This window comes from Amycolatopsis nigrescens CSC17Ta-90, assembly GCF_000384315.1.
Lineage (GTDB): Bacteria > Actinomycetota > Actinomycetes > Mycobacteriales > Pseudonocardiaceae > Amycolatopsis > Amycolatopsis nigrescens.
Map to the genome: position 1 here is coordinate 1,240,716 of NZ_ARVW01000001.1, position 25,679 is coordinate 1,266,394.

Here is a 25,679-nt window from a genome sequence, read left to right on the forward strand (position 1 = left end):
TTTCGTGCCCTATGAGGTTTCCCCGGACGACCTGGTCGCGCACGCCAGTCATCTGGACGGCTTGGTGGACAGGCTAGGCACGGCCGCTTCGGCGGCGAAGACGGTAAGCATGTCGGACGGCGCCTACGGGCTGCTGTGCGCGTTCATGCCGTTGATCGTGAACCCGATGGAGGAGAAGGCCGGCGAAGCAATGGCTGCCGCCACCGACGGCGTCCGCAACACCGCGGACAACGTGCGGACCGCCGCGGACACCTACCGGGAAAGCGAAGAGACCCACGCCGAACCCTTCTCGAAGCAGGCCAGCAAGATGGACTCCGTCCAGCGATCCGTCCAGAACAAGACAGCAGGAGGTGCGGCGTGACGACTCCGAACGGACTCGGGTCCTTCAGCCGCGACCCGGATGAGGCACAGGCGCGGGTCGACGAGTGGGCGCAGGGTTTCGCCCGCAAGGCGCAGCGCTACCAGGCGGCGCAGGCGGAGGCCGAGCAGATCCGGCTGACCGCCAGCAACGGCGACGGTTCGGTCCGGGTGACCGTGCGCGCGGACGGCAGCGTCACCGACCTGGAGTTCGCGAACAAGGCGCGCACGATGCCGTTGCCGGAGCTTTCGGCGCAGATCCTGACCACCATGCGGCGCGCGCAGGCGGATATCGCCGGCCGGGTCGGCGAGGTGATGGCCGAGCAGCTCGGTGACGAGGACCTGGAGACCAGGACGGTGATGCTGGACAGCCTGCGGTCCAGGTTCCCCGACCCGGACGCCGAAGACGAGCCGGCTCCCGAGCCGCCCGCCGCCGAACCGCCCGCCACGCCCGAACCGGGTGGCCAGGCGCGGCCGTCGGACGCCGGACCCTCCGGAGCCGCCAAGAACCCTACGAACACTGAAGACAGTGAAGACGAGGACAACAATCCGTGGTGACCGACAACCCGCTGATCGCGGACGTCAAGTCCAGCACCGAGGCCTATTCCGGGATCCCGCTGGCGGAGTCCGCGATGGACCTGAACAAGGCCATCCAGAGCGGGGACTGGGCCTCGATAGCGCTCGGCGCGGTGGGCACCGCGCTGGAGGCCATCGCCACCGTGCTGGACCCGTTCGGCGCGATACTGGCGGCCGGGGTCGGCTGGCTGATGGAGCACGTCGGCCCGCTCAAGGAGGCGCTCGACGCGCTGGCCGGTGACCCGGACGAGATCAAGGCGCACTCGGAGACCTGGAAGAACATCGCCACCGAGCTGGGCAGCATCGGCGAGGACATGACCGGCATGGTCGCCAACGACACGGTGACCTGGGAGGGCGTCTCCGGGGACGCCTACCGGACGCGTGCCGCGGACACGGTCGCCCTGCTGACCACCGCGAAGGAGGCCTCCGACGGGGCGTCGAGCGGGATCAAGACCGCGGGCGAGGTGGTCGCCGCGGTGCGCGCGCTGGTCCGCGACATCATCGCCGAGCTGGTCGGCCACCTGATCAGCTGGGCGCTGCAGGTGCTGTTCACCCTGGGCATCGGGCTGACCTGGGTGGTGCCGCAGGTGGTCACCGCGGTGGCCAAGACCGCATCCCAGATCGCGACCCTGACCAAGCGGCTGGTGGACGCGCTCAAGGCGCTGTCGCCGCTGCTGAAGAAGGCGGGCGACCTGTTCTCCGACGCCGCCGGGGCGCTGAAGAAGATCCAGCCTGGTAAGGGAAGCCCGCCGCCGAAGCAGAAGGGCATCTCGGACGGCCCTGAGGTCAAGGACGTGCCGCGCGGTAAGCCGGACGGCGAAGGCACCGGCCCGTCCTCTGCGAAGCCGGATCCGGTACCACCACCGCCCAAGACCGAGGGCAAGGGCGGCGGCGGCGAAGGCACCGGCCCGTCGTCCGCGAAGCCGGATCCGGTACCACCACCGCCCAAGACCAACGGCAATGCCGAACCGCCGCCGCCCAAGACCAACAACGGTCCGCCGAACAACCCGCGGGGCAACGCGGTCGGCGAGCAGACCCGGAAGACCAAGGGCGACCCGGTGGACATCGCCACCGGCGAGGTGGTGCTGCGGCAGACCGACCTGGAACTGCCGGCGGCACCGGAAATGCTGCTGGAGCGCACGCACGTCTCCTCGTACCGGACCGGCCGCTGGTTCGGCCCGTCCTGGTCGTCCACTTTGGACCAACGTCTCGAGATCGACGGGGAGCACGTCAGCTACTTCTCGCCGGACGGCATGATCCTGACCTACCCGCTGCCCTCGGGCGACACGCCGGTGCTCCCGGTGGAGGGTCCGCGCTGGCCGCTGAGCGCGACCCCGGACGGCGGTTACCTGCTGGAGGACCCCATCCGGCCGCGCACGTGGCTGTTCGGTGCCGTACCGGGCCGGGACGAGCCGGCACTGCTCGCGGTCACCGGCGACGACGAGGACCAGCGGCTCGACATCTCCTACGACGAAACCGGTGCGCCGAAACAACTCCGGCACACCGCCGGGTACCTGGCCGAGCTGGGCACCGAAGGCGGCCGGATCACCGCCGTGCGGGTGCTCGACCCCGCGCAGGGAGTCGCCGTGCCGGTCGTGCGGTACGGCTACGACGAGCGCGGCCGGCTGAACCAGGTGGTCAACTCCTCTGGCAAGCCGATGGTGTTCGACTACGACGGCCACGGCAGGCTGACCGGCTGGCAGGACCGCGTCGGTTCCTGGTACCGGTATCTCTACGACAGCAACGGCCGCTGCGTGCGCACCGTGGGGGACAAGGGTTTCCTGGACAGCGTCTTCGGCTACGACCGGACCCGGCTGATCACCACGCACACCGACTCGCTCGGCCACATCAGCGAGTTCCACCTGAACGACGCGAACCAGACCGTGCGCGAGGTGAATCCGCTCGGCCAGGTCACCGAGTACGAGTGGGACCGCTACGACCACCTGCTCTCCAGGACCGACCCGCTCGGCCGGAACACCCGCTACACCTACGACGAGATCGGCCTGCTCACCGAGGTGCGGCGACCGGACGGCAGCGTGCTGCGGGTGGACGACGACGAGGAGGGCCCGCTGTCGATCAGCGTGGTCGACGGTGAGCGCGTCTGGCTGCGGGTCTACGGCGACAGCCCGGGAGACGCGCCGGATCACACCGCCGAACAGCTCGGCGTGGCCACCCCGTTCGACTACGAGCGCCTCCTGGAGGAGTACGAGCCGGAGACGGCACGGCAGGACCGCGACCTGTTCGGGCGGCCGAGGGTGGTCACCGATCCGCTCGGCGGGCAGACCCGGCTCGGCTGGACCGTGGAGGGGCTCAAGGCGTCCAGGGTCGACCGGACCGGCGGCCAGGAGCTCTGGCGCTACGACGGCGAGGGCAACGAGCTCGAATACGTCGACGCGGCCGGGCACGCGACCCGCAACGAGTACGGCCCGTTCGGGCTGGTCTTCGCGACGGTGGACCCGGCCGGCGCGCGCACCAGCTACGGCTACGACACCGAGCTGCGGCTGACTTCGGTGACCAACCCGTCCGGGCTGAGCTGGCAGTACACCTACGACGCCGCGGGCAGGCTGGTCGAGGAGAAGGACTTCGACGGCCGCGTGCTGCGCTTCTCCTACGACGCGGCCGGCCAGCTGGTGCGCTCGGTCAACGGCGCGGGCGAGGTCACCGAGTACGCGCACGACGCGCTGGGCAACGTGGTCGAGTGCCGCACCCCGTCCGGTGTCACCGGCTACACCTACGACCCGGTCGGCAGGCTGGTCCGCGCGGTGAGCCCGGAAGCGGTACTGGAGTTCGAGCGGGACCCCGCGGGCCGGGTGCTGCGGGAGACGATCAACGACCGGAGCGTGCTGTTCAGCTACGACCAGGCGGGCCGGCTGCTGCACCGCCGCACACCGTCCGGTGTGGACAGTTCGTGGACCTACGACGCGCTGGGCAACCCGGAAACGCTCAGCACCGGTGGGCACCTGCTGCGCTTCGACCACGACCGGGCGGGCCGGGAGATCCGGCGGACCGTGGACGAGCTGGTCACGCTGACCCAGTCCTTCGACGCCGCCGACCAGCTCACCGGGCAGGCCGTCACGGCAGGGCCCGCGACCGTGCAGCAGCGCCGGTTCGACTACCGGCCGGACGGCAGCCTGACCGGGATCTCGGACGCGGTCTCCGGTCCGGTCCGGTTCGATCTCGACCCGGCGGGCCGGGTGGTCGAGGTGGCCGCGGCGGACCACCGCGAAAGCTACCGCTACGACGCGGCCGGCAACATCGTGCTGTCCTCTGTGGACGGTTCGTGGCCGCCGGAGGCCGAGCTCGGCGGCCGGCACTACGCCGGGAACACCCTGCTCGGCGCGGGCGCGGTCGGCTACCGGTACGACCAGCAGGGCAGGCTGGTGCAGCGCACCGTCGGCGCGCAGATCTGGTCCTACGGCTGGGACTCCCGCGACCAGCTGGTCGCGGTGAGCACCCCGGACGGCGGCCAGTGGCGCTATCTCTACGACCCGATCGGGCGCCGCATCGCCAAACTCCGGCTGGGCACGAACGGTTCAGTGGTCGAGCGGATCGACTACGCCTGGGACGACGCCACCCTGATCGAGCAGGTGCACAGCGACGCCATGGGCAACCGGCAGGTGCTGACCTGGGAACGTCATCCCGAGGACGACCGGCCGATCGCCCAGGCCGAGCGCTACGGCGACGACACCGACCGGCGGTTCTACTCGATCGTCACCGACCTGGTCGGCACCCCGGTCGACCTGGTGGATCCCTACGGTTCGCTGGCCTGGCACGGCCGGTCCGGGCTGTGGGGCAAGATGCTCCCGGCCCCGCCGGGCACCGCGAGCACGCCGCTGCGATTCCCCGGGCAGTACGCCGACCCGGAGACCGGGCTGCACTACAACGTCTACCGCTACTACGATCCGGCCACCGGGCGCTACACCAGTCAGGACCCGCTCGGCCTCGGGCCCGCCCCGAACCCGGCCGGCTACGTGCCCAACCCGCTCGCGGCCGCCGACCCGCTCGGCCTGACCAGGGTGAGGACGGCGAAGAATTGCCCGGTGGCCGCGGCCGCCAAGGCGAAGCGCCCGCCGAAGCGCCCCGGGAACGTCGGTCCCAGCGCACTCAAACGCCCGGCACCGAAGCGCCGCCCCGACCCTGGCATCGGCAAGGGCCGGACGCAGAAGCAGGGCGGCGGCACCAGCCAATCTGCGCACTACAACAAGAACTCCAACTACCAGCAGAGTGGCAACTCGCCGGGACGGAACGAGCTGACCGACGTCAACAACCTCATCAACCCCGGTAAGACCGGCCGGACCCCATCCCCGGAACTGCTCGCCTACCTCAAGCAGAACGGCGTCTCCAACACGTGGATCAAGGGGCACATGCTGAACGACAACCTCGGCGGCCCCGGGAAGTCCCACAACCTGACCCCGTTCACCAGCAAGGCGAACAGCGCGCACAAGAACCATGTGGAGAGCAGCCTCAAAGAGCTGGTGGGCCGGACGCAGGGCGGGGCCTTCAAGCAGAACGGGCTCGACGGAATCGGTGTCGACTACAAGATCAAGGTCAGTGACGAGGTCAGGTTCCCCAACTCCCCCAACGCCCACGAAAGGTCCATCCGGAAGTACGTCGAATTCGACGTGAAGTACACCGGCGTCACCCCGGACATGGTGGCGAAGATGGATCGCCAGGGGATGAACCCGCTGGCCGAACTGCCGCCGCCGGGCACCCAGATGGACACCATCACCGGCAAGCTCCGCGCCCCCGACGGCAACGGCGGCTGGGTCGACTGGAAGAAGGGCTCCAAGGGCCACGACTTCTCCAAGTACCCGTCCCTCTGACCCCGCCCTCCCGCTGTCCGTGAAGGCCACCTTGCCTACCTTGAAGGTAGGCAAGGTGGCCTTCACGGACTTCACGGTCAGGCGACCAGGTGCAGCCAGGCCGCCGCGAGCGCGGCGTGACCTGCCGGAGTCGGGTGCACGCCGTCCGCGGCCCAGTACTCCGGCCCGGTCGTCGCGGCGAGTTCGGCGAACATGCTGTCGGCGGCGATCAGGTACGCGCCATACTCGTCGGCGAGTTTGTGCACGACCTCGATCTTCGGGTCCAGATCGGCGCGCCATTCCTTGCGCTCTTCCTCACCGATGAGCACGCGACCGCCACCGGCTTCGACGACGCCGTGGATCGGCAGCAGGAACGGCTCGATGAGGATCAGCTCCGTGCCGGCCGCGGCCAGTGGCGCGAGCAAGCGGTCATAACCCGCTTCGAACTCCGCCACGGGGATCACGTACCCCTTCTCCGGATCCAGCGTGTGCCAGCCCATGTCGTTGACCCCGGCGAGAATCGACACCACGTCCGGGCGCGCGTCCAGCACGTCAGCCTGCCAGCGGGCTTCGAGGTCCATCACCTTGTCGCCGCCGATCCCGGCGTTCAGCCAGGTCACCGGGCGGTTCGTGTGCCGGAAGCCCCACTCGCCCGCAATGCGCAGCGGATAGCCGAACCCGAGGCCGTCCTCGCTCTCCCGCCGCTGGCAGTCGGTGGTCGAATCGCCGGTGAACACCACGGTGCTGCCCGGCCGGAGGGTGATCGTCATGTGTACTCCTTGAAGTTGTTCCGGTGAAGGGAATGCCGCTCAGCTCTCCGGAGCGCCGAACCACCGGCTTACCGCGCGCTCGAACGCTTTCCGGTCGAAGTCGCGATCGCCCGCCCAGGCGACGATGCCGTCCGGTCGGACGAGCACGGCACCCAGTCCGAGATCGTTCTTCGCCGCACCGGCCGCATACCGGAGCCGGCTTTCCCAGCGCAGCGCCGAATCGTGCAAGCGTCGGTCGGTGCTGAAATCGAGCACGACACCTAATCCGTCCTGCGTCAGGTCGCCGAGGCGAGTGTCGTCCTCGAGAAGGAAGTCCGGGGCGTTGCGGCCGACCAGCGGCCGCTCGCTGCCGAGGTCGTGGCGGATCGACGCTCCCGACATCCGCTCGAAGGCGTAGGTCGTTCCGTCCCGGGTCGCGAGCAGGTCGCGAACCACTCCTTGGATCGCCTGGGCATGCGGGTCCGGCCGCATCACCGCCACCTGGGCCCGCGACCAGTCGAGCACCGAAGCGGCGACGGGGTTGCGCTCGTGGGTGAACGTGTCGAGGAGCCCGTCCGGTGCGTGCCCGTGCACGGTCGCTGCGAGCTTCCAGCCCAGGTTCATCGCGTCACCGAGGCCGAGGTTGAGTCCCTGCCCGCCGAGCGGGGAATGGACGTGCGCCGCGTCGCCCGCGAGCAGGACGCGACCGCGGCGGTAGGTCGTCGTCCGCATCGCCCGGTCGGTGAAACTCGACGCGAGCTGGACGTCGGTCAACGTCACGTCGGTGCCGGACACCCGGCGCAGCACCGCCTGGAGATGGTCGCGAGCCGGCGGCCGCGAGCGATCGAACGCGCCGCCGTCGAAGTCCATCATGCCGATGTACCGTTCCGCGGGCAGCCGGATGTACATGCCCGTCGGCGTCAGGTTGATCCCGGGGCTCAGCTCGTCGGGATCGGCGACCGTGGCGAGCATGACGTAGCCGGTGAGCTGCGGCTCGGTGCCGACGAACTCGAAGCCCGCCAGCCTGCGCACCGCGCTGCGGCCGCCGTCGCAGCCGACGAGCCAGCGCGCCGCGTACTCGTGCTCGCCGGCGTGCACGACCACGCTCCCTTCGTACTGCTCGATGGCGTCCACGGTGACCCCGCGCCTGATCTCCACGCCGAGCTTGGCCGCCCGCTCGGCCAGCACCGACTCGACCGCTTCCAGGTTCGTCAGCACGCCGTCCATCGCGGGGCTGGGAAACCGGAACGGCAGCGCGGCGAGATCCACCTTGGCCGGGTCGAGCACCATGCCGCCGAAGTGCCCCACGCCGCGAGGGGCCACCGGCTCGTCGTCCGCGCCGGAATAGTCGTCGATACCCGATTCCGTCAGCAGCGGGTGCAGCATCCCGCGGCGGTGGAACGCCTCGACCGACGTGGCGGACAGCCCCCGCATCCCGAGCGGGGCCTGTCGCCACGGAGTGCCGGGTTCCGGCTCCCGCTCGAGCACCAGCACGGAGCAGCCCGCGAGACCGAGTTCGCAGGCGAGGAACAAACCAACCGGGCCCGCGCCCACTATCACCACGTCCTGCGCGAAGTCGCTCATGATGTCTTTCTCCCCTCCCGTTGCGGGCCGCACCCGGCCCTCGACGGCAAGACTGACGCGCCCCACTGCCACGGCCCGCACACGCGACTGGCATCCGCCTGGCGGCGCCCTGTCACCCGCGCCGTGTCCGCGCACTGAAGCAGGGCAAAAAGTCGGCTATTTGCCCCTCCCGGTACTCCTAGGATCGCCGCATGGAACAGAACGAACGGCTACGTCACGCCTCGTCGTTCGGCGCCGCGGCGACCGCATACGCGGAGCACCGCCCGGACTACGCGCCGGCCGCGGTGCGCTGGGCGCTGGAACCCGCGCCCGGCCCGCGCGTGCTGGACCTCGGGGCCGGAACCGGCAAGCTGACCGGCGCGCTGGTCGCGCTGGGCGCCGACGTCATCGCGGTCGAGCCCGACCCGGCGATGCTGACCGAGCTGCGCCGCGCGCTGCCTGCTGTCCGCGCGCTGCCCGGTAGCGCCGAGGCGATACCGCTGCCGGACGCCTCCGTCGACGCCGTACTGGCCGGAAACGCCCTGCACTGGTTCGACATGGCCGTCGCGGGGCCCGAGCTAGCCAGGGTCCTCGCACCCGGCGGCATCCTGGCCGGCCTGTGGAACGTCATGGACGACCGGGTCGGCTGGGTCGCCGGACTCGAGCGGGTCAGCGGAAGCGCGGCCATCGGCCCGCGTGACACGCTCAGCAGCTGGCGCGCCGCGACGGCAGGCTTGCACCTTCCCGACAACGGCCTGGTCGCCCGGTTCGGCTCGCCGGAACAGACCGAGTTCCCGCACGGTCAGCGTCGCACCGCCGACTCCCTCGCCGCGACAATCGCGACGCGCGCAGGGATGCTGGTCATGCCGGAACAGGAACGAGCGGCCACCCTCGGCCGGATCCGCGCTTTCCTCACGAGCAGCCAGGAAACCGCCGGCGGCGAGTTCACCCTCCCGATGCTGACCGGCGTACTCCGCGTCCGGCAGCTGTGAAAGCCATCAACCGACGAAGGAGAGCACCGTAAGCATGCGACCAGACTGCTCCAACTCCGCGTGCTGACCGAACTCTGGCCATTTTGGGACGCCTGACCATCAGCACTCTCGGCTCAGTGGCATCCGACTCCGCAACACACAACCACGCCCATAACCCCCACGGGTCAAACAGTCGATGGCCGGGGCCAACGAGGGCCCGGCCGACGCGAAAGCCCGCAGCCAGAAACTCGGCCCGGCGCTCACCCGACATAGTGGCGTGATGGCTCTGCCGTACCGTCACCGCCTGGCCCTCGCAGACGGTGAAGTTGCCGACGTGGCCCGCGCTCGCTCAGGTGACCCGCGCGGTCACCAGGGTCTCGAAGGTATAGGGCCGCAGGCCATCGGTACGGCCGGCGAAGTACCGCTCCTGGAGGTCTGCACGTGCGGGGTGGTCCACGACCTTCAGCCCGCACCGGCTGACCAGCCTCTCGATCTCGGATACCGGCCAGCCAGGCTGAAGAGGCTCGCCGACAGAAGCCGCGATCGGTGTGTAGATACGGGCGTATTCCGTCCCCGCGTCGTCGAGCGCAGCGTCCTCGGCCCGGTAGGAGAACACCACCTCAGACCCGGGAGCAGCCGCCGCGATCGTGTGCAACGTCGACTCGATCGCCTGTGCCGTCAGATAAGGGGCGACGCCCGTCCAGCAGAACATCGCCGGCTGCGCCCAGTCGAACCCGGCCGCGCCCAGAACATCCTGAACCGGTCCGGCCTCGAAATCAACCGGTACGAATACCTGTGAGGCACTGAGCGGCAGGCCGAGATCTCTGACCCGCTCGAGCTTCCAGGCCTGGGAGGCAGGGTGATCAACCTCGAACACCGTCAGCGAGCCGAGCAGATCCGGCCGCCGCCACGCGAACGAGTCAAGCCCCGCGCCGAGAATCACGTACTGCGTGAAGGCACCAGCAGCCAGCCGGTCCTCGGCGTACCGGCTGCGGGTGCAGACAGCCGCACGGGCCTCGCTACGGACCGGGCCGGGGAACAGCGGATCGAACTGGTCTCGCAGCTGCTGCCATACCGGGCCGACAAGCACCAGGGCCAGCACATCGTCCAGTACCCACGGCGACGCCGTCTCCAGGCGAAACAATCCACGCGACACAGCCGCAAACATCGCGGTCCTGCTCGACGCGCTTTCCATGCATTCCTCCTTGCCGGCCAGAACCCAGCATGCTGGCCCACACCCACCCACTCCGCGCACTTCATAGGATGCGCCTGAAGCGCCCCGACGGCCATAGCCAGATCGCCTGGCAGCCACGATCTGCTCGCCATCGGGATCCTCCAAACGGCCGGGCACGCCAGCGACGTCGCGAGGCAGGGCAGCCAGTCGGCGACACCACCCAGACGGCCCAAGAGATCAAGGCAACGATGATGGCCAGCGGCAGGTCTCGCGCCGATGGCACAAGTGCAAACCAGGTGCCAAGATCATTGAGAAAGTGCCATCGGGTTTGGGAACCTACAGAAACTCGCGCACCGTGTCAGCCGGATGATCGAGCCATATCCATTGCCGCCCAGGGGTGACGGTCAGGCCGAATCGGGTGTAGTCCGGCCGTTCCCGCCTCGTCCACCAGGCGTACGCGGCCTCGATCTCGTCCCACAGGTGCCGGGGACCGTACTGGCGGACCGGATACCTGCCCGCGTCCTGCGCCTGCGGGTTGACCTCGACGGTCGCCCATGAGGTGTGGGCGGTGTCCCAGGTCAGCAGTTCGTAGGCGGAGCGGTCGTCACTCCGGTACGCGACGTCCTGTTCGCAGTCCGGGAGCAGAACCGACACCGCGAACGCACCACCCTGGAAGTCGCCCGTGACGTGCCATGGATGCAAGGGGCTGGTCGATTCGGTGGCACCGGGCTGGTCGTCGGGCTGGGGTATGTAGCGGTCCGGTCGCCGGCCGCGGAGATCCATGAAGGCGGCACGGTCGGCAAAACGGCCCGAAGCGGTGCCATCGGAGTCCACCACGAGGCGAGCCAGCGCGAAAGCGAGATAGGCCGTGGCCCACGGCGTCACGATGACGCCGCCCGGCCGGGTCTGTTCGATCCACGCGCTCGGTACGGCACCCCGGACACCCACTGTGGAAAGGACCCGGTCGTAGGGCGCGCGACCGGGCCAGCCCTTTTCACCGTCGGCGCAGACCAGCGCGGGCGTGTACCCCGCTGACGCAAGCGCGGCTCGGGCGTGGGTCGACACCTCCTGGTCGATTTCCACCGTGGTCACCTGCTCGCTGCCGAGGCGTTCGCACAGCAGCGCGGTGTTGTACCCGGTCCCGGTCCCGATCTCCAGTACCCGGAGGCCGTCCGTCACATCCATCGCCTTGAGCATCGCCGCCATGACCCCGGGCATGGACGAGGAGGAAGTGATGCTGCGGCCGATACCGTCCGGCCTTGCCGGTACGCCGTCGTCGACCTGGGTGACGATGAACTCGTCGCGGTGAATGGGCTCTCGCCAGGCCACCGGATCTTCGTCTCTGCGCACCGGTAAGTAACCGCGACCGTCCGGTTTCGGACGCCAGATGGTCTCCGGGATGAACCGTTCGCGATCCACCGCGAGAAACGGCCTCTTCCACTGCTCGGTCAGGTGCCCTTTCTCACCGAGCAGCTCGACCAGCGAGGACCACCGCTGGTTCAACGATCACGCTTGCCATGCTTGCCGGGCGGCGGTTCCCGAGGCGGTGGCGGCGGCGACCCGGGAGGGGGCTGTCGGTCGCCCTCAGCGGGGTCCGGTTTTTCGCGTTTGCCCATATAAGGAACGGTACCGAGATCGGCCACGACCGAACATGCGGCAAACGAGCGAGCACGGCTCACAACCAGGTGACAGTCTCGATCGCTGTCGTCCTCGACCTGTTCCGAAACGCACGCGGCCCACATCGGGACACATTCGCACCGGTGGCGGCCGAGTTCGCCAGAACCAACTGAACCGCGCCTCCTCGCTCTCGCACGCATCCTGAAATTTCACAGGTGTAGCCGGCATCAGCCGGGTGACCACCCCGGACCGCATCGTCGCCGCGGTACCACTAACCGGATCCTTGGCTCGCGGCATGCGACCTCGTGTCGCACCTTGTCATAGCGGGCGGCGCAGCCCGTCCAGCACGAGGGTGATGACGTCGTCGGCTTCGGCCCGCCAGTTGGGACGGTCATGAGCCGCGCCGATGCCATGCAGGGCCATCATGACGGCACCGGCATCCACGTCGTCGCGGACGGCGCCGTCCTTCACGGCGGCGGCCACCAGGTCGGTGACAGCCTGCTCCAGCGCTCGGCTGCCCTCGGCGAGGACACCTGAGCGGTCGGACCATAGCGTGGCCAGTGTCCGGGCGAGGCCCTGGTGGGCGGCTATGTGGTCGACCATGTTGCGTAGGAAGGTCGCCAAAGCCTGCGCTGCGGGCAGCGTGGCCTGTAACTGGCGGGCGCGGTCGCACAGCGTGGCGACTTCTCCGTGGTAGACCGCCTCGGCCAGCGCTTCCCGAGTGGGGAAGTGGCGGTACAGCGTGCCGGTGCCCACCCCGGCCAGGCGGGCGAAATCGTCGAAGCGCAGGTCGAAGAAGTCACCGGCGTCGAAGACTTCCCTAGCGGTGGCGAGCAGGGCCTCGCGCTTGCGCTGAGCGTCGGCTCGCAGTGGCTTGGCGGCGTTCATGCGCTCCCTCGCGTTGACAAATGGAGATTATCTCCATATTTTGAAAGTGGAGATTACCTCCAAATCGATCCTACCCCACGAGGTACCACGTGAAGATCCTGATGTTCGGCCGAGGCGTGATCGCCACCATCTACGGCTGGACCCTGCACCAGTCGGGGCATGACGTCGAGTTCTACGTCCGGCCGGGTCGCGCAGCGACCTACGAAGACGCGGTGGACCTCGACCTGGTCGATACGCGGCGCCGAGTGTGGGGACAGCGCGTCGTGGAGAAGTGGCCGGTGCGCTACCGCGAGGCGCTGGAGCCCGACCACGACTTCGACCTGATCGTGCTCAGCGTGCCCCACCACCGCCTCCCAGAAGCGACAGCCTTCCTGGCCCCGCGTGTCAGCCAGGCCACGATCCTGATCTTCGGCAACCTCTGGACCGAGCCACTCACCGCGATCGGCACACTCCCCCTCGACCAACTCGCCTGGGGCTTTCCCCAAGCCGGTGGCGGTTTCGACGAGAACGGCGTGCTCAACGGGGCACTGCTGCCCTCGGTCATCTTCGGCACCCTCGGCCAGCCCCCGACCGACCGGGAGCGAGCCGCGCGCCAGGCGTTTCGCGAAGCCGGGCTCCGAATCAAGGAGCAGCCCGACTTCCGCGGCTGGCTGTGGGTCCACTTCGCCTCGGACGCCGGCCTGTTCTCGCAGGGCCTACGGCTGGGTTCCCTGTCCAAACTGGCCGGGTCCACGAACAACCTACGCGAAGGACTGCTAGCCGGCCGCGAACTACTGCCGCTCCTCCAAGCGCGCGGCGTCGACCTGCAACGACACCGCGGCGGTGTGCTGCCGTTCCGGGCACCCACCTGGCTGACCGCACCCGTACTCGCCTGGCTGACCGCTCATGTCGCGCTCGCACGCGTAAGTCTCGCAGCGCAGTCCGACCCCAACGCTGAAGAGCCCCGCGAGATCTGCCGGGACACCCTGGCCGAAGCACGACGACTGGGCATCTCAGTACCACGACTAGAAGCGGCAGAACCGCTCTTTGCCCGTGAGGGGACGGACCGAGTCTGAATCCTCCGATGTTGTCGGTCCCGCCGCACCACAGAGCCAACCCGGTCGCACCGTCGAGCAACTGCCGTTCACACACGGCTTTTCGCTGTCCAGCCTCTATCGCCTGTCCGTGACGTCGTGGAAGGAAAAAGTCATGACTACCGCCGAGAAGCACGAGTTCCCCATGGCCCGCACGTGCCCGTTCGCGCCGCCACCGGCGTATGAAGAAATCCGCGAACAAGAGCCGGTCTCGCGGGTTCGTCTGCCCGACGGAGGGTGGGCCTGGGTGGTCAGCCGCCACGAGGACGTGCGAACCGCGTTGAACGACCGGCGGTTCAGCGCCGACCGGCAGCATCCGGACTTCCCGGCGCTGGTCGAGGGCGAGGCGGCGTCCCGGCGGCCGGACGAGGAGCGCTTCCTGATCGCGATGGACGCGCCCGAGCACGGGCCGGCGCGCAGGGCCGTACTCGGCGAGTTCACGGTGCGCCGGTTGGAGGCGCTGCGGCCGCGGATCCAGGAGATCGTCAACGAGCGGATCGACGCGCTGCTGGCCGGGCCGCGGCCCGGTGACCTGGTGGACGCGCTGTCCCTGCCGGTTCCGTCACTGGTGATCTGCGAGATGCTGGGTGTGCCCTACGCCGACCATGAGTTCTTCCAGGAGAACACGGTGAAGGTGATCAAGCAGTCGACGCCGCCCGAGGAGCGGTGGGCGGCGATGGAGGCCATCCAGGGCTATATGGCCGACCTCATCGCGGAGAAGGAACATAACCCGCCGGACGACCTGCTCGGGCGGCAGATCGTCAAGCTGCGCGCGGACGGCACCTACCGGAGGACGTCGCTGGCCGGCATGGGCTTGCTGCTGCTCGTGGCCGGCCACGAGACGACGGCGAACATGATCTCGCTGTCGACCGTGGCGTTCCTGCGCAACCCGGAGCAGCTCGCGATGATCAAGGCCGACCCCGGCAAAACGCTCAACGCAGTCGAGGAGATGCTGCGATACTTCACGATCATCGATGTGGCGACGGCCCGGCTGTGCGTCGAGGACATCGAGGTCGGCGGGCAGCTGATCCGCGCCGGCGAAGGAGTGCTGGCGCTCGGTCATTCGGCCAACCGGGACCCGCGGGCATTCGAGAACCCGGACGAGCTCGACATCGAACGCGGCGCGCGCCACCACGTCGCGTTCGGGTTCGGGCCGCACCAGTGCCTGGGCCAGAACCTGGCTCGGATGGAACTCCAGATCGTGTTCGACACGCTGTTCCGCCGCGTCCCCAGCCTGGAGCTCGCGGTGGATGTCGACGAGCTGCCGTTCAAGGACGACGCGAACATCTACGGCCTCTACCAGCTCCCGGTGACCTGGTAGCGGACGAACTGCCATCCCCACCTCAGGAGGAGAGGCCATGAAGATCATCGTGGACACCAGCAAGTGCGTCGGTGCCGGACAGTGTGTGCTCACTGAGCCCGCGCTGTTCGACCAGAGCGAGGACGACGGCACAATCATCGTGCTGAACGAGACACCGGAGGGCGAGCTGGTCGAGAAGGCACGCGAAGCGGCGCACGTGTGCCCCAGCCAGGCCCTCTCCCTGGAAGAGTGAGTCAATCCGTGGATGGCCCTACAGCCTGAAACGATCACGCTGATCGGTGTGGGACGCTGAACGGCGCGTGTCCGCTCAAACAGGGCGAACTCTCACGAAGGGTCCCTGCCGCGTGACAGTGTGCCTCGACCTAACCGAATCACGCTGGCGTCCTGGCCGCCGTGTCGGCGGAGCTCGTCATCCAGTTCGGCATTTCGCAGTGTGAGGACTTGGATCTGGTTGGCGTAGATGCGGATGGTGTTCGGGGACCGATGGCATATCGCCACCATCGAGGGTCTCCAGCCGGCCGGGACCGAGATCGCCCTCCTTTGCGGTCTGAAGTGGACAGTCGACTATCAGTGCTGGGAATGCGACTAAGAATATCGCTGCCGAAACGGAAATCCCGTTCTCGGCGGCCATCCGGGCGCCCCGGCAGAAGGAAAAGATGGAGACCAACGGCGCCGAGTACACGTTCCTGATGGCCGAACTGATTCGCCTGCGCCATAAGCAGGGCCTCACGCAGAAGGACGTGGCTCATCGGATGGGTGTCGACCCGGCCACCGTGTGCCGGATAGAGAAGGGCCTCCGCAGCGAAGTTCGCATCGCCCATCTCCAGGCCTATGCCGAGACCATGGGCCTTCGCGTCGCCATGGTCCTCACCGTCGCCGGCTAGCGCCGCGCGTGTTGGCCCGTTGTGCGGGGGATCTAGTAGCGTGCCGGGCGAAGTGCGTCCGGCGGGAGGTGACGAGGTGAGCCAGCTCGTGTCGCCGGCAGTCCACGCGCCGCAGCGCGGTCTCCGGAGGTGGGGAAACGCCGCCAGCGTACTGATCGCCCTGTGCGCGCTGGCCGACATCGCCGGTGTCTGGGCCGCCTGGCGCGCCCACCTGGACGGGACGGAAGCGGCGCTGAACCTCGCCGGGACCGTGAACTGGATCTTCTACCTGCTCTGCGTCCCGGCGGTCGGCACCTTCCTGGTCTGGTTCTGGCTGGCGCGGGCCGACGCGGAACGCCGGTCAGCGGCCCATCGCCATCGCCGGGGCCGCGGCTGGGTGCTCGGCGCCTGGTTCTGCCCGGTGGTGAACCTCTGGTACCCGCACACGATCATGGCCGACATCTGGCTGGCCGACCCGGCGCGGAGCAAGCGGCCGGTCGACTGGTGGTGGGGACTGTTCCTCGGCAGCCTCCTCGTCGACCGGTACGCGATCCGGGCCGAACTCGGGAACGCGGCCGCACACGGCTTCACCGCCGCCCTGAAGAAGGGCACCCTCGCCGCCGTCCTGTTCACCGGGGCCGCCGTGCTGATCATCCACATCATCCACCGCATCGGCGAAAGCCCGGCCTCGCGAGATCACGAGGCCGGGCCGCTCGCCGAGGTCTAGCGCACGGTGCTCCAGAAGTCGCAGCGGTGCACGGCGGAGAGATCGGCAGACCGGATAGCGCCGGGGGCGAGGGACTGGACGTTCGACCCACGCATCCGCGGCCAGTGCGGCAGCCCTTGGTCATTGGGATCGCCGGTCGCGGCGAACCGTGACCAGTAGCGGATCAGTTGCCCGGCAAGGTACTGCTGCTCGGGGGTGAAGGTCAGCGGCGGGCCCGCCTGGTCGAACAGGTAGCCCAGCTCCGAGCTGTGGTACGCCCCGGACGGCAGGTCCGTCGGGAACGGGAAGAACGTCGGTGCCTGCCGGTCTGCGAACTCGTAGCCGTAGGTCGGGGTCCACCTGGCGAGCCTCTTGTCGTCGACGAGCTGGTTGCAGGACCACACCCGGTCCGTGCTGACCGCCGCCCAGGCCAGCGCGGGCGAGCCGAGCGAACCGGACGGGTACTCGGCGGCGATCCGCGCCGCCTGGTCGCCGAAGACCGTGCCGAGCAGCCGCTGGTACTGCTCCTCGGAGAAGGGCTGCGGCAGGAAGGCGGCCTGCAGGCGTTGCTCGTCACGCGTGCTGCCGGACATCACCGGCACCCGGTTGAACCGGCCCTCGGCCAGCGCGCGCTCCGGATCGGCGGGCAGTATCCCGTTACCGAAGGCGGGCGAGGTCAGCACCACCGACCGCGGATCCGGCAGCAGGTCCGCCACCGGCAGCCGGCGCAGGCAGTCCACCGCCGTCGCCGGGTCCGGGCAGCCCTTCGCGGCCGCCAGTGCCGCACCGTTCTCCTGCACCTCGGCCAGCGGCAGCCAGGCCGAACCCGCCGGAATCCCGTTGGTGATCCCGTTTTCCGGCCAGTCGAGCGCACAGGAGCCGCTCTGCATGATCGCCCGGTGGAACAGTCCCCGTGCCGAGGGCGAGGTGAGCTGCCCGCAGACTGCTATCGCGCCACCGGAATGGCCGAACAGGGTCACGTTGCCCGCGTCACCGCCGAAGGCCGCGGCGTTGCGCTGCACCCAGCGCAACGCGGCCTGCTGGTCCTCCAGCCCGAAACCGCCGGAGCCGGCCAGCCCCGGATAGCCGAGGAAGCCGAACAAGCCCAGCCGGTAGTTGATCGTCACCACCACCACGTCCCCGCCGGCGGCGAGCCGGTGCGCGTCGAACTCGCTGCCCGCCCCGTAGCTCAGGCCACCGCCGTGCAGCCACACCATGACCGGCTTCGGCCTGCCCTTCCCCGCGGGGGTGGTCACGTTGAGGTACAGGCAGTCCTCTTCGGTGCTCGGCGGGCTGATGCTCGGCCCCTGCGCGCACCGGTTGCCCGGCTTGGTGGCGTCCCGGACCCGCGACCACGGCTCGGGCGGCCGCGGCGAACGCCAGCGCAGCTCGCCGACCGGCGGGGCGGCGAACGGGATGCCCTGGAAACTCCGGTATCCGGCCGCGTCGGTGCCGCGGACCGGGCCGGAGTCGGTGCGCACGACCGCACCGTCACCGGCCACCGCACTGACCGGCGTGATGCCGCTTCCGGCGATCCCCGCGAGCGCGGCGGCCAGCACCGTCACCAGTGCGCGACCCCAGCGTCGGTACTTGCTCTTCATTTCGACCATGCGAGAACGCTAAGCGGGCCACCCCGCGCCGGGCTTATCCAGAACTGACCGATCCGTGCACGACCAGGCCGAGGGAACCGGCCACCACCACCGCCTGCGCCGGGGTGATGATCGCCGCAGTGAGCTCGGCGTGCACCGGGTCGAGCGCGGTCAGGTCGCTTCCACGCAGGTCGCAGCGGGTGAACTGGGCGCCGTGCAGCTGCGCACCGGAGAGGTCCACGTCGACCAGCACCGCGTCCGTGCAGTTCGCCCCGGTCAGGTCGGCCTCGCGCAGCCGCACCTCCTGAAAGGTGCTGCGGCGCAGGTCCGCCCCCGCCAGCCCGGTGAACGACCAGTCACCGCCGAGCACCCGCATCGGGCGCAGCACGGACTCCTCGAACCTGCTGCCGACCAGCTTGCAGCCGGTGAACTCGGCGTCGAACAGGTTGCAGCCCTTGAAAACGCAGCCGGTGAACGCCGAGTCGGTGTGCTTGGACAGGTTGAACCGCACCTGGTCGAAGGTGCACTCGTCGAAGACCACGCCCTGGGTGGTGGCCTCGGTCAGGTCGACGTCGGCGAACACGCACCGGACGTAGTGCCGCCCGGCCAGTTCCTCGCCGTACCAGTCGTCGTTCCGGAAGGTCTCGTCCTCCACCGGGGTTGTCATGACGCCGAGGCTAACCGCGGGGTCCGACAGTTCAGCGCGGCACGGTGGCGTAGCAGAGATACACCACCCGGACCGGGTCCCCGGCCACCTCCAGCCGGTGCGCGACCGCGTGCTCGAACCCGCCGGCGGTGGCGATCGCGGCGGCCTCGTCCACTCCGCCGGGCAGTGCGACGTCCGCAGCCACCAGTTCGGCGAAAGCGCCCGAGGGGCCGAAGGTGTCCGGCGAAGGGAGGCTGAACGCGAGCCGCCCGCCCGGCCGGAGCACCCGCAGCCAGTCGGCCAGCGCCGCCAGGCCGAGGAAATGCAGCGAGGAAGCGCAAAGTACAACGTCCACACTGGACTCATCGACCGGTGCGGGTACCGCGGGACCGACCCGCCATTCGATCCGCCCGACCAGGTCCTTCGCCGCCGACTTCGCCCGCGCCCGCTCGATCATCGCGGCGGAGAGGTCGACCGCCAGCACCCGTTCGGCGTTCAACTGTCGTACCGCGGCGATCGCCGCGTCGCCGGTCCCGGTGGCGGCGTCCAGCACCAGCGCCGGATGCGGCACCGGATAAAGCCCCTGGACCAGCTTCTCGGCCACTTCGCGGTGGAAGCCGCCTTCGTCGTAGGAGGACGCGATCGCGTCGAAGGCGAACGGAGCGGACATCCCGGTCACGGCGGACCTCCCCAGGTCGGTTACCCGCTCACAGGCCGGGCGGCATCGCGACGTCCGTGCCCTCGCGGGTGAGCGAGACTATCCGATCGGCGGCGTCCGGCCAACCTTTCACCAGCTCCGCCCGCTCGCCACCGGTATAGAGTCCACTGTGGAACCCCGGCGCCATGGTGTTGCCGAACAGCCCGAACCGCCCGCCCGGCGCCAGCGCCGCGCCCATCCAGTGCCCGGCCGGGATCACCAGCTGCACGTGCTGGCCGCCCAGGATGTCCGAACCGAGGCGCGGGGTGGAGTGCGTGCCGCCGGGGTGCAGCAGGAGCAGGTCGATCGGGTCGCCGAGGTAGAAGTGCCAGATCTCGTCCACCGGCAGCCGGTGCATCGCGGCGAACGAGTCCGGCTCGCCGGTCAGCGCGGCGCAGGTGGCCGTGCCAGCCGGCGCCGCCCCGTCGTCGCTGCGCCAGGTCTGCACGAACAGCCCGCCTTCGACCGGCAACGGCGCCAGCCCCAGTTTCGCGATGATGGCCGCCGCGTCCTCCTGCTCCATGACCGATGACCCTACCGGCGTCTGGAGGCGGGGCAGCCCGTTCGGGGGATGTGCGGGGTTTGGGGAGGCCGGAGCGGGGGTGCGGCTCGTAGGGTCGAGAGGGCAGTGCCCGCCGCGACGGAAGGGGCCGACCGTGCTGTTCACCCGGTTCTGGTGGCTGACCGCGATCCGTGGGGTGCTCGCCATCCTGTTCGGCCTGATGGCGCTGGTGTGGCCGGGGCTGACCCTGCTCGCGCTGGTGGTGCTCTTCGGCGTGTTCACCCTCGCCGACGGCATCCTGCTCACCGTGTCCGCGCTGTTCGCCGGTGACCGCCTCGCGCACCGCGGCACCGCGATACTGGCCGGGGTGCTCGGCATCGCCGCCGGGATCGTGGTGCTGGTGTGGCCGGGCATGACCGCGCTCGTGCTGCTGGTGCTGATCGCGGTCTGGGGCGTGGTGATCGGCTTCGTGGAGATCGGCGGCGCCTTCGCCTACCGCGCCCAGCGCGGGCTGGAGTGGTCCGGGCTGCTGCGCGGCGTGCTCGTGCTGGTGCTCGGCCTGCTGCTGCTGTTCCTGCCGGTCTCCGGCGCGATCGCGATCGCCTGGCTGATCGGGGTGTTCGCGATCGCGGCCGGAGTGGCACTGCTGGTGTTCAGCGCCCGGCTGCGCAAGCTGAGCCGGGTGGCCGAAGCCAGCTCCTGAATTCCGCCCTGATCCGCTCAGCCGAGCAGGCGGGTGTTCTCCCAGCCCCAGTCGTGCAGGACGGGCTGGAAACCGACCCCCGCAGACCCCACCGCCCACTTCCACTGCACGAGCCGGTCCGCCCCGGTCGAACTCCGCTGCAACGAGACGAAGGACTCCCCCGCACCGCCGGGGCCGAGCAGCCGCACGTTGCCCCAGCCGCCCATGGCGAACTGGCCGGTGGCCTCGCCGGCCTGCGGGACCGACCACGACCAGAGCTCGCCGTTGTCCTTGATGGACACGAACCGGCCGTGGTCACCGACCCCGGCGAGCTGCCTGGCGTTCTCCCAGCCGTGGCCCAGCGTGCGGCCGAGCTGGAAACCGGTGTCCCCGGCGACCCAGAGCTGCAACTGGCCCACGCTGTTCACCTGCACGAAGTCGATCAGGCCGTCCACAGTGGCGTCCCCGACGCCGGCGAGCAGCCTGGTGTTCTGCCAGCCGCCCATCAGGTCGCCGAGCAGCGCGAGCCCGGAACCGGTGGCCGGGTTGAAGGTCCACAGCCGCAGGATGCCGTTCTTCACCTCGAGGAACGCACCTTCGCGGGAAACCAGCGCCACCTGCGAGGTCTGCCCCCAGCCCCAGCCGAGCTCGTGCGCGGTGAACCCGGATCCGTTGTGCGAGTAGTACACCAGCTCCCCGTCGTAGCGCACCTGGAGGAAGCCCGCCTCGCCGTCGATCGACTTCGCCCCGGCCGGCACCGCGCACATCAGCAGCACGCCGAGCACGGCCGTCCACAGTTGAACCCGTCTTCGTGTATTCCGTGAACCCTTCACCGGAACTCCCCTCTCCCACCGGTATGTCGTGCGCAACACGCGCGCCGTGGCGGGAAGGTTGCCGGCTCAGCGGAACTCGCCGACGTGGTCGGCCACCCATTCGCGGTAGGTCCTGGCCGGCACCCCGGTGACCTTCTCCACGACCGCGGTCGGCCGCACCGGCTCGTCGACCATCCGCGCGTACCCGTCCAGCATCAGATCCGCGACCTCGGCCGGGTAACGCGACACCAACTGCCGCCTGGCCTGTTCCCGGGGAATCTCCTCCCAGCGGGCGGGACGGCCGGTCACCTCGCCGATCGTGCGCACCTGCTCGACCTGGGTGATCGTCTCCGGGCCGCTCAGCTCGTACTTTTCCCCGGCGTGCCCGTCCTCGGTCAGCGCCCGCACCGCCACCGCGGCGATGTCCTTCTCGTGGATCAAGGTCATCCCGGCCGCGCCGTGCGCGTCCCGCACCACGCCCTCGCTGCGGATCGCGTCCGCCCAAAGCCGGGTGTTGGCCGCGAAGGTGTGCGGCCGCAGGAATGTCCACTCCAGACCGGAACGCTCGATCGGCCGTTCCAGCGCGGCGTGCAGCACGCCGATCGGGTTGTCCTGCTCCTCGACATCGTCCCGCACGGCGGCCGAAGAGAGCAGCACGATTCGGCGCACCCCCTGCCGGACGAAAATGTCCACCAGCGGCCCCATTTCCTCCGGTGGCCGCATCGGCCAGACCACGAAGACCCGGCCGGCGCCCACCGCCGCTTCCTCCACTGTGGACGGTTCGCCGACGTCGCCCTTGATCGCCCGCACCCCGTCGGGGAGCGCGGCACCGGCCGGGTCGCGGACCAGTGCCCGTACCGGCGCGTCCGACTCCCGCAGCCGGACCACCACCTCGCCGCCGACGTTGCCGGTCGCGCCGATGACCAGTGTGTGCTGCCCGTTTGCCAAGACTTCCTCCCGAACGCCGTGATCACTTCCGCCATCACGGTAGGCGTCGGGCTTACGTTTGGTAAGTACGTACCAGAAGGTAAGCTCCTGGCCTCAGAGCTACTGTGCGGCCGCGGCCCAGGCGGTGAGCCCGGCGATGAAGCCTTCCCGGTCCCTCGGCGAGAGGTTCTCCAGCGCCACCAGCAGCGGCTCGGAGCGGAGCTTGATGAACTTCTCGAACGCGCTGCGGTGGTCGTCGGCCAGCGTCACCAGGGTGCGGCGGCGATTGGCCGGATCTTCGCCGCGCTCGGCCATGCCGGCCCGACTGAGGTCGCCGACCAGCTCGCTGGCCGTGGACAGCGAGACGCCGAGGCGGCCGGCCAGTTCGGTGACGCTCAGCGCCTGACCGGGCAGCAACTGGGTGAGCACCGCGCCGTGCCGCGCGGTCAGCCCGTGCCTGGCATAGGTCTCCCGCAGCTCGTCCGGCATCTCCGCCATCGCACGCCGGAAGAACGCCGCCAGCAGCGGCACGTGCGCCAGCACCTCGAGGACCTGCGCCTCCGCCGGCCCCTCGTCCCGCCTGCGTCCTTGCGTCATGCCTCGATCGTAGTAGCTTTGGATATACCAACTATTGGTGAAAACAAAACTGGGAGGCTCCCCGTGACCACACTGGGCTACACCGACGCCGTCAACGACGCGCTGGAACGCCTGGACGACCTCGGCTACGAACGCGGTGCGGACGGCGACCTGGCCAATCACGGTCCGATGGGCGCCGAAGCGCTCGCCGTACTCGGCCACGGCGACGACGTCGCGGCCTGGACCGACGGCTACCGCGTTGCCATGCCGCACCACGAGCCGCCGGCGCCCCGGTTCGCACTCGACGCCGCCGACGAGTCGTCCTGGCGTCCCGCGCTGGGCGAGTTCTCCCGTGCCGGCGACTGGGAACAGCTCTTCCGGCGCGAGCTGGACGCGGGGCCGTGGCGGGACGTGCTCGCCCGCTGGTGGCCGCGGCTGCTGCCGGGCCTGCTCGCCGGGCTCACGCACGGCATGATCCGCACCGCGCACGCCGTCCGCGGCCTCGCCGCGGCACCGGCTCCCGGCCCGCTGCAGCTGACCGAGCTGGCCCGCGGGCTGGCCTACTGGGCGGCCAGGTTCTTCGACCTGCCCGGCAGCCCGCGGCTCGGCGGGCGGCTGAGCCTGGCCGGCGCCGTGGCCGCGCTGCCGCGCACCCCGGCGACCCCCGGTGGTCCCGGGGCCCGGTTGCGCCGGGTGCACGAGATGGACGGGTACTTCACGTCGCTGGACGCGGTCGCGGCCGAACGGCCGCAGTGGCTGCTCAGCGAGATGACCGTCGAGTTCGCCGGGATCTACCTGGCCCACCCCGAGGTCTTCCCGGTGCCGCTGATCCACGGGGTCACCGCGCCCGCCGCCGTCCGGCTCGTGCTGCCGCACCTGCCCGCCGAGCTGCACGAGCCCTCGCTGGCCGCGCTCTGGCAGGTGCACACCGCGCTGCTGCTCACCTTCACCACCGATCGCCAGGACGAATCCGGCGTGCTCGGCCGGGCGCTGGAGACCGAGGTGCCCGGTTTCGACGAGCTTATCGGGCGGGCCGTGGAGCACGGCGACGAGCACGTCATCAAGTTCACCGAGGCGAGCCTGCGCGAGCACGCACTCCGCCCGGACGCGAGGTTTCCGGCGGCGGTGCTGGCCGCTCAGCGGCGGATCCCCCGCCGCTGAGCCCGGGTCACCTGGTGAGCTTCAGAATGTCCACCCCGCGGGCGTTGTCCGCGACGTAGACGTAGCCGCGGTGCCAGTACGGCGCCCACGCGCTCGCGTCGGCGGGCCGGTAGTAGGCGATCTGGGTCGGGTTGGTCGGATCGCTGATGTCCAGGAACCGGGTGCCCTGCTCGTAGAAGGACTGCACCAGCACCTTGTTCCGCACATCGAAGTAGTGCGCCGAGCAGTCGCCGGAGGCCGGGTCGCTGCCCTCCTGCCCGGCGACGCTCCAGGTGCCGACCGTCCTGAGCCGGAACGGATCGTCCGGAGTGGACCGCCAGCCCTGGCCGCCGTAGGAGCCTTCCAGCGAGGAGATCACCAGCACGCCGTCGCCGGCGCAGCCGTCCACGAAGCTCTCCTCGGTGGCGTAGATCAGGTTCCCGGCGCCCCAGCCGGCGGTGTCGGCCCCGTCCGCGGCCCGGTGCCCGACCGGGCGGAAGCTGTTGTGCATGAACTTCGACGGCGCGGCGGTCTCCTCGACCCCGCCGCCGGCGTAGGGCACCGGTTTGGTCGCGGTCGCGCGGCGGAACCCGCCCTGCACGGGGTCGCGGTGGATGCCTTCGGTCCAGTAGCCGCGCACGCCACCGCGGCCGGACACCCAGGCCACGCCGGTCTCGTCCACCTGCACGTCGTGCACGTAGTCGGTCTTGCCGTCGTTGCGGGCCAGCTCGATCGGGTCCGGGAACACCTTGGGGTTGCGGGGGTTGCGGACATCGGTCACCCAGATCGGGCGGCCGCCCCAGTCCGCCGGGTTGTCGGCCGCCTTGGCGGGCCCGCCGGTCCACAGGTACCGGCACCCCGACACGCAGCTGGTGGTGTGCCCGGCCGGGACCTTGACGTAGCTGAGCACCACCGGCTTCTCCGGGATGGCCACGTCCACGACGTAGATGCCGGACTCACCGGTGGCCGTGGTGCCGCCGAACGCGCGCGGGTCCCTGGACAGGAAGACCAGCTTGCGCACCGGGTCCACCTCGGTGTTCTCGGTCTCCCACATGCCGGGCAGGTTCACCTGGCCGATCAGCTTTGGCGCCTTCGGGTTCTCGGTGAGGTCGTAGGTCTTCAGGCCGAACTCGCCGGAGACCAGCATGACGTCCTTGATGTCGCGGCGGTGGTACTGGAGGAACTCGAGCGCGATCGCGCCCTGGGCGTCCGGCACGTTGCCAACCGCCTCCACGTTCTTCACCGCGCCGGGAGCGCCGGCCACCCTCGTCGAGGCGGCCTTCGGCGCGTCCTCCTCGCAGGCGTCCGCCGGCAGGCCGATGGCGACCAGCGTCGCCGAGATCACCGCGAAAGTCAGGGAAGACCGGAGCAACCAGCGACGCACGTCTACCTCCCAGAGAGATCGGCTCAGCGTAGGACGAACTCTTCGGCGCACACAACTGCCTTTC

General features: G+C 69.8%; 24 protein-coding genes. 11 read left to right on the forward strand and 13 right to left on the reverse strand.

What is annotated here, in order from left to right; genetic code table 11:
* The first annotated feature begins 4 nt into the window (after positions 1–4).
* From AMYNI_RS0105665 to AMYNI_RS0105675, 3 genes are read left to right on the forward strand one after another with little or no spacing between them, the layout of a single operon-like run.
* Positions 5–361 (forward strand): type VII secretion target, encoded by a 357-nt coding sequence (locus tag AMYNI_RS0105665; protein ID WP_020667014.1) that lies wholly within the window; start codon positions 5–7, stop codon positions 359–361.
* Positions 358–915: a YbaB/EbfC family nucleoid-associated protein gene (locus tag AMYNI_RS0105670; RefSeq protein ID WP_020667015.1), complete on the forward strand. Its 558-nt coding sequence runs from the start codon at positions 358–360 to the stop codon at positions 913–915. Before AMYNI_RS0105665 ends, AMYNI_RS0105670 begins: the two co-directional genes overlap by 4 nt.
* On the forward strand, positions 912–5,756 hold the full coding sequence (locus tag AMYNI_RS0105675; RefSeq protein WP_040406533.1) for a DUF6531 domain-containing protein: 4,845 nt from the start codon (positions 912–914) through the stop codon (positions 5,754–5,756). The genes AMYNI_RS0105670 and AMYNI_RS0105675 overlap by 4 nt, the downstream gene beginning before the upstream one ends.
* 77 nt (positions 5,757–5,833) lie before the next feature.
* Here the strand turns inward: AMYNI_RS0105675 and AMYNI_RS0105680 are convergent, their stop codons facing one another.
* Together AMYNI_RS0105680 and AMYNI_RS0105685 are read right to left on the reverse strand one after the other, a co-directional pair.
* On the reverse strand, positions 5,834–6,505 hold the full coding sequence (locus AMYNI_RS0105680; RefSeq protein ID WP_020667016.1) for an SGNH/GDSL hydrolase family protein: 672 nt from the start codon (positions 6,503–6,505) through the stop codon (positions 5,834–5,836).
* Positions 6,506–6,544: 39 nt separating this feature from the next.
* Positions 6,545–8,068, reverse strand: a complete 1,524-nt coding sequence (locus AMYNI_RS0105685) for an FAD-dependent oxidoreductase (protein ID WP_020667017.1) — start codon at positions 8,066–8,068, stop codon at positions 6,545–6,547.
* Positions 8,069–8,259: 191 nt separating this feature from the next.
* Here AMYNI_RS0105685 and AMYNI_RS0105690 point away from each other — a divergent pair, with 191 nt between their 5' ends.
* Complete coding sequence (locus AMYNI_RS0105690) at positions 8,260–9,039, forward strand: class I SAM-dependent methyltransferase (protein WP_020667018.1); 780 nt, start codon at positions 8,260–8,262, stop codon at positions 9,037–9,039.
* Between the two features lie 328 nt (positions 9,040–9,367).
* Here the strand turns inward: AMYNI_RS0105690 and AMYNI_RS0105695 are convergent, their stop codons facing one another.
* The 3 genes from AMYNI_RS0105695 to AMYNI_RS0105705 form a co-directional block, all read right to left on the reverse strand.
* Positions 9,368–10,213: a class I SAM-dependent methyltransferase gene (locus AMYNI_RS0105695; protein WP_020667019.1), complete on the reverse strand. Its 846-nt coding sequence runs from the start codon at positions 10,211–10,213 to the stop codon at positions 9,368–9,370.
* A gap of 315 nt (positions 10,214–10,528) precedes the next feature.
* Positions 10,529–11,695: a methyltransferase domain-containing protein gene (locus tag AMYNI_RS0105700; protein WP_020667020.1), complete on the reverse strand. Its 1,167-nt coding sequence runs from the start codon at positions 11,693–11,695 to the stop codon at positions 10,529–10,531.
* 432 nt (positions 11,696–12,127) lie between these two features.
* Positions 12,128–12,697 (reverse strand): TetR/AcrR family transcriptional regulator, encoded by a 570-nt coding sequence (locus AMYNI_RS0105705; protein ID WP_020667021.1) that lies wholly within the window; start codon positions 12,695–12,697, stop codon positions 12,128–12,130.
* An 89-nt stretch (positions 12,698–12,786) separates the two neighbouring features.
* Here AMYNI_RS0105705 and AMYNI_RS0105710 point away from each other — a divergent pair, with 89 nt between their 5' ends.
* The 5 genes from AMYNI_RS0105710 (at position 12,787) to AMYNI_RS47040 (ending at position 16,681) form a co-directional block, all read left to right on the forward strand.
* Positions 12,787–13,752 carry a ketopantoate reductase family protein gene (locus AMYNI_RS0105710; protein WP_020667022.1) on the forward strand — a complete coding sequence of 322 codons (966 nt, stop codon included), beginning with the start codon at positions 12,787–12,789 and terminating at the stop codon, positions 13,750–13,752.
* Between the two features lie 133 nt (positions 13,753–13,885).
* Positions 13,886–15,091: a cytochrome P450 gene (locus tag AMYNI_RS0105715; protein WP_020667023.1), complete on the forward strand. Its 1,206-nt coding sequence runs from the start codon at positions 13,886–13,888 to the stop codon at positions 15,089–15,091.
* A 37-nt stretch (positions 15,092–15,128) separates the two neighbouring features.
* Positions 15,129–15,323, forward strand: coding sequence for a ferredoxin (locus tag AMYNI_RS0105720; RefSeq protein ID WP_020667024.1), 195 nt, complete (start codon positions 15,129–15,131; stop codon positions 15,321–15,323).
* 424 nt (positions 15,324–15,747) lie between these two features.
* Positions 15,748–15,975, forward strand: coding sequence for a helix-turn-helix domain-containing protein (locus AMYNI_RS0105730; RefSeq protein WP_020667026.1), 228 nt, complete (start codon positions 15,748–15,750; stop codon positions 15,973–15,975).
* A gap of 76 nt (positions 15,976–16,051) precedes the next feature.
* A complete protein-coding gene (locus AMYNI_RS47040) occupies positions 16,052–16,681 on the forward strand; it encodes a DUF4328 domain-containing protein (protein ID WP_020667027.1) in 630 nt (209 codons plus the stop codon).
* Here AMYNI_RS47040 and AMYNI_RS0105740 read toward each other — a convergent pair.
* Genes AMYNI_RS0105740 through AMYNI_RS43680 form a run of 4 tightly spaced genes read right to left on the reverse strand, consistent with a single transcriptional unit; the run spans position 16,678 to position 20,115 of the window.
* Positions 16,678–18,270 carry a carboxylesterase/lipase family protein gene (locus AMYNI_RS0105740; protein ID WP_020667028.1) on the reverse strand — a complete coding sequence of 531 codons (1,593 nt, stop codon included), beginning with the start codon at positions 18,268–18,270 and terminating at the stop codon, positions 16,678–16,680. The two genes, AMYNI_RS47040 and AMYNI_RS0105740, sit on opposite strands and share 4 nt — an antisense overlap.
* A 34-nt stretch (positions 18,271–18,304) precedes the next feature.
* Positions 18,305–18,916, reverse strand: coding sequence for a pentapeptide repeat-containing protein (locus tag AMYNI_RS0105745; protein WP_020667029.1), 612 nt, complete (start codon positions 18,914–18,916; stop codon positions 18,305–18,307).
* Positions 18,917–18,947: 31 nt separating this feature from the next.
* Entirely contained in the window at positions 18,948–19,565 is a 618-nt protein-coding gene (locus tag AMYNI_RS0105750; RefSeq protein ID WP_026360097.1) for a class I SAM-dependent methyltransferase, read from the reverse strand.
* Between the two features lie 37 nt (positions 19,566–19,602).
* Complete coding sequence (locus AMYNI_RS43680; protein WP_020667031.1) at positions 19,603–20,115, reverse strand: cupin domain-containing protein; 513 nt, start codon at positions 20,113–20,115, stop codon at positions 19,603–19,605.
* A gap of 133 nt (positions 20,116–20,248) precedes the next feature.
* On the opposite strand from AMYNI_RS43680, the gene AMYNI_RS0105760 reads away from it, so the two are divergent.
* Entirely contained in the window at positions 20,249–20,797 is a 549-nt protein-coding gene (locus AMYNI_RS0105760; RefSeq protein ID WP_020667032.1) for an HdeD family acid-resistance protein, read from the forward strand.
* A gap of 17 nt (positions 20,798–20,814) precedes the next feature.
* On the opposite strand, the gene AMYNI_RS0105765 is transcribed toward AMYNI_RS0105760, so the two are convergent.
* From AMYNI_RS0105765 to AMYNI_RS0105775, 3 genes are all read right to left on the reverse strand, one after another.
* On the reverse strand, positions 20,815–21,609 hold the full coding sequence (locus AMYNI_RS0105765) for a hypothetical protein (RefSeq protein ID WP_157357262.1): 795 nt from the start codon (positions 21,607–21,609) through the stop codon (positions 20,815–20,817).
* Between the two features lie 66 nt (positions 21,610–21,675).
* On the reverse strand, positions 21,676–22,536 hold the full coding sequence (locus tag AMYNI_RS0105770) for an NAD(P)H-binding protein (protein ID WP_020667034.1): 861 nt from the start codon (positions 22,534–22,536) through the stop codon (positions 21,676–21,678).
* A 99-nt stretch (positions 22,537–22,635) separates the two neighbouring features.
* A complete protein-coding gene (locus tag AMYNI_RS0105775; RefSeq protein WP_020667035.1) occupies positions 22,636–23,112 on the reverse strand; it encodes a MarR family winged helix-turn-helix transcriptional regulator in 477 nt (158 codons plus the stop codon).
* Positions 23,113–23,175: 63 nt separating this feature from the next.
* Here AMYNI_RS0105775 and AMYNI_RS0105780 point away from each other — a divergent pair, with 63 nt between their 5' ends.
* Entirely contained in the window at positions 23,176–24,252 is a 1,077-nt protein-coding gene (locus AMYNI_RS0105780) for a questin oxidase family protein (RefSeq protein ID WP_020667036.1), read from the forward strand.
* 7 nt (positions 24,253–24,259) lie between these two features.
* On the opposite strand, the gene AMYNI_RS0105785 is transcribed toward AMYNI_RS0105780, so the two are convergent.
* Positions 24,260–25,615, reverse strand: coding sequence for an LVIVD repeat-containing protein (locus AMYNI_RS0105785; RefSeq protein ID WP_026360098.1), 1,356 nt, complete (start codon positions 25,613–25,615; stop codon positions 24,260–24,262).
* Positions 25,616–25,679 lie beyond the last annotated feature (64 nt).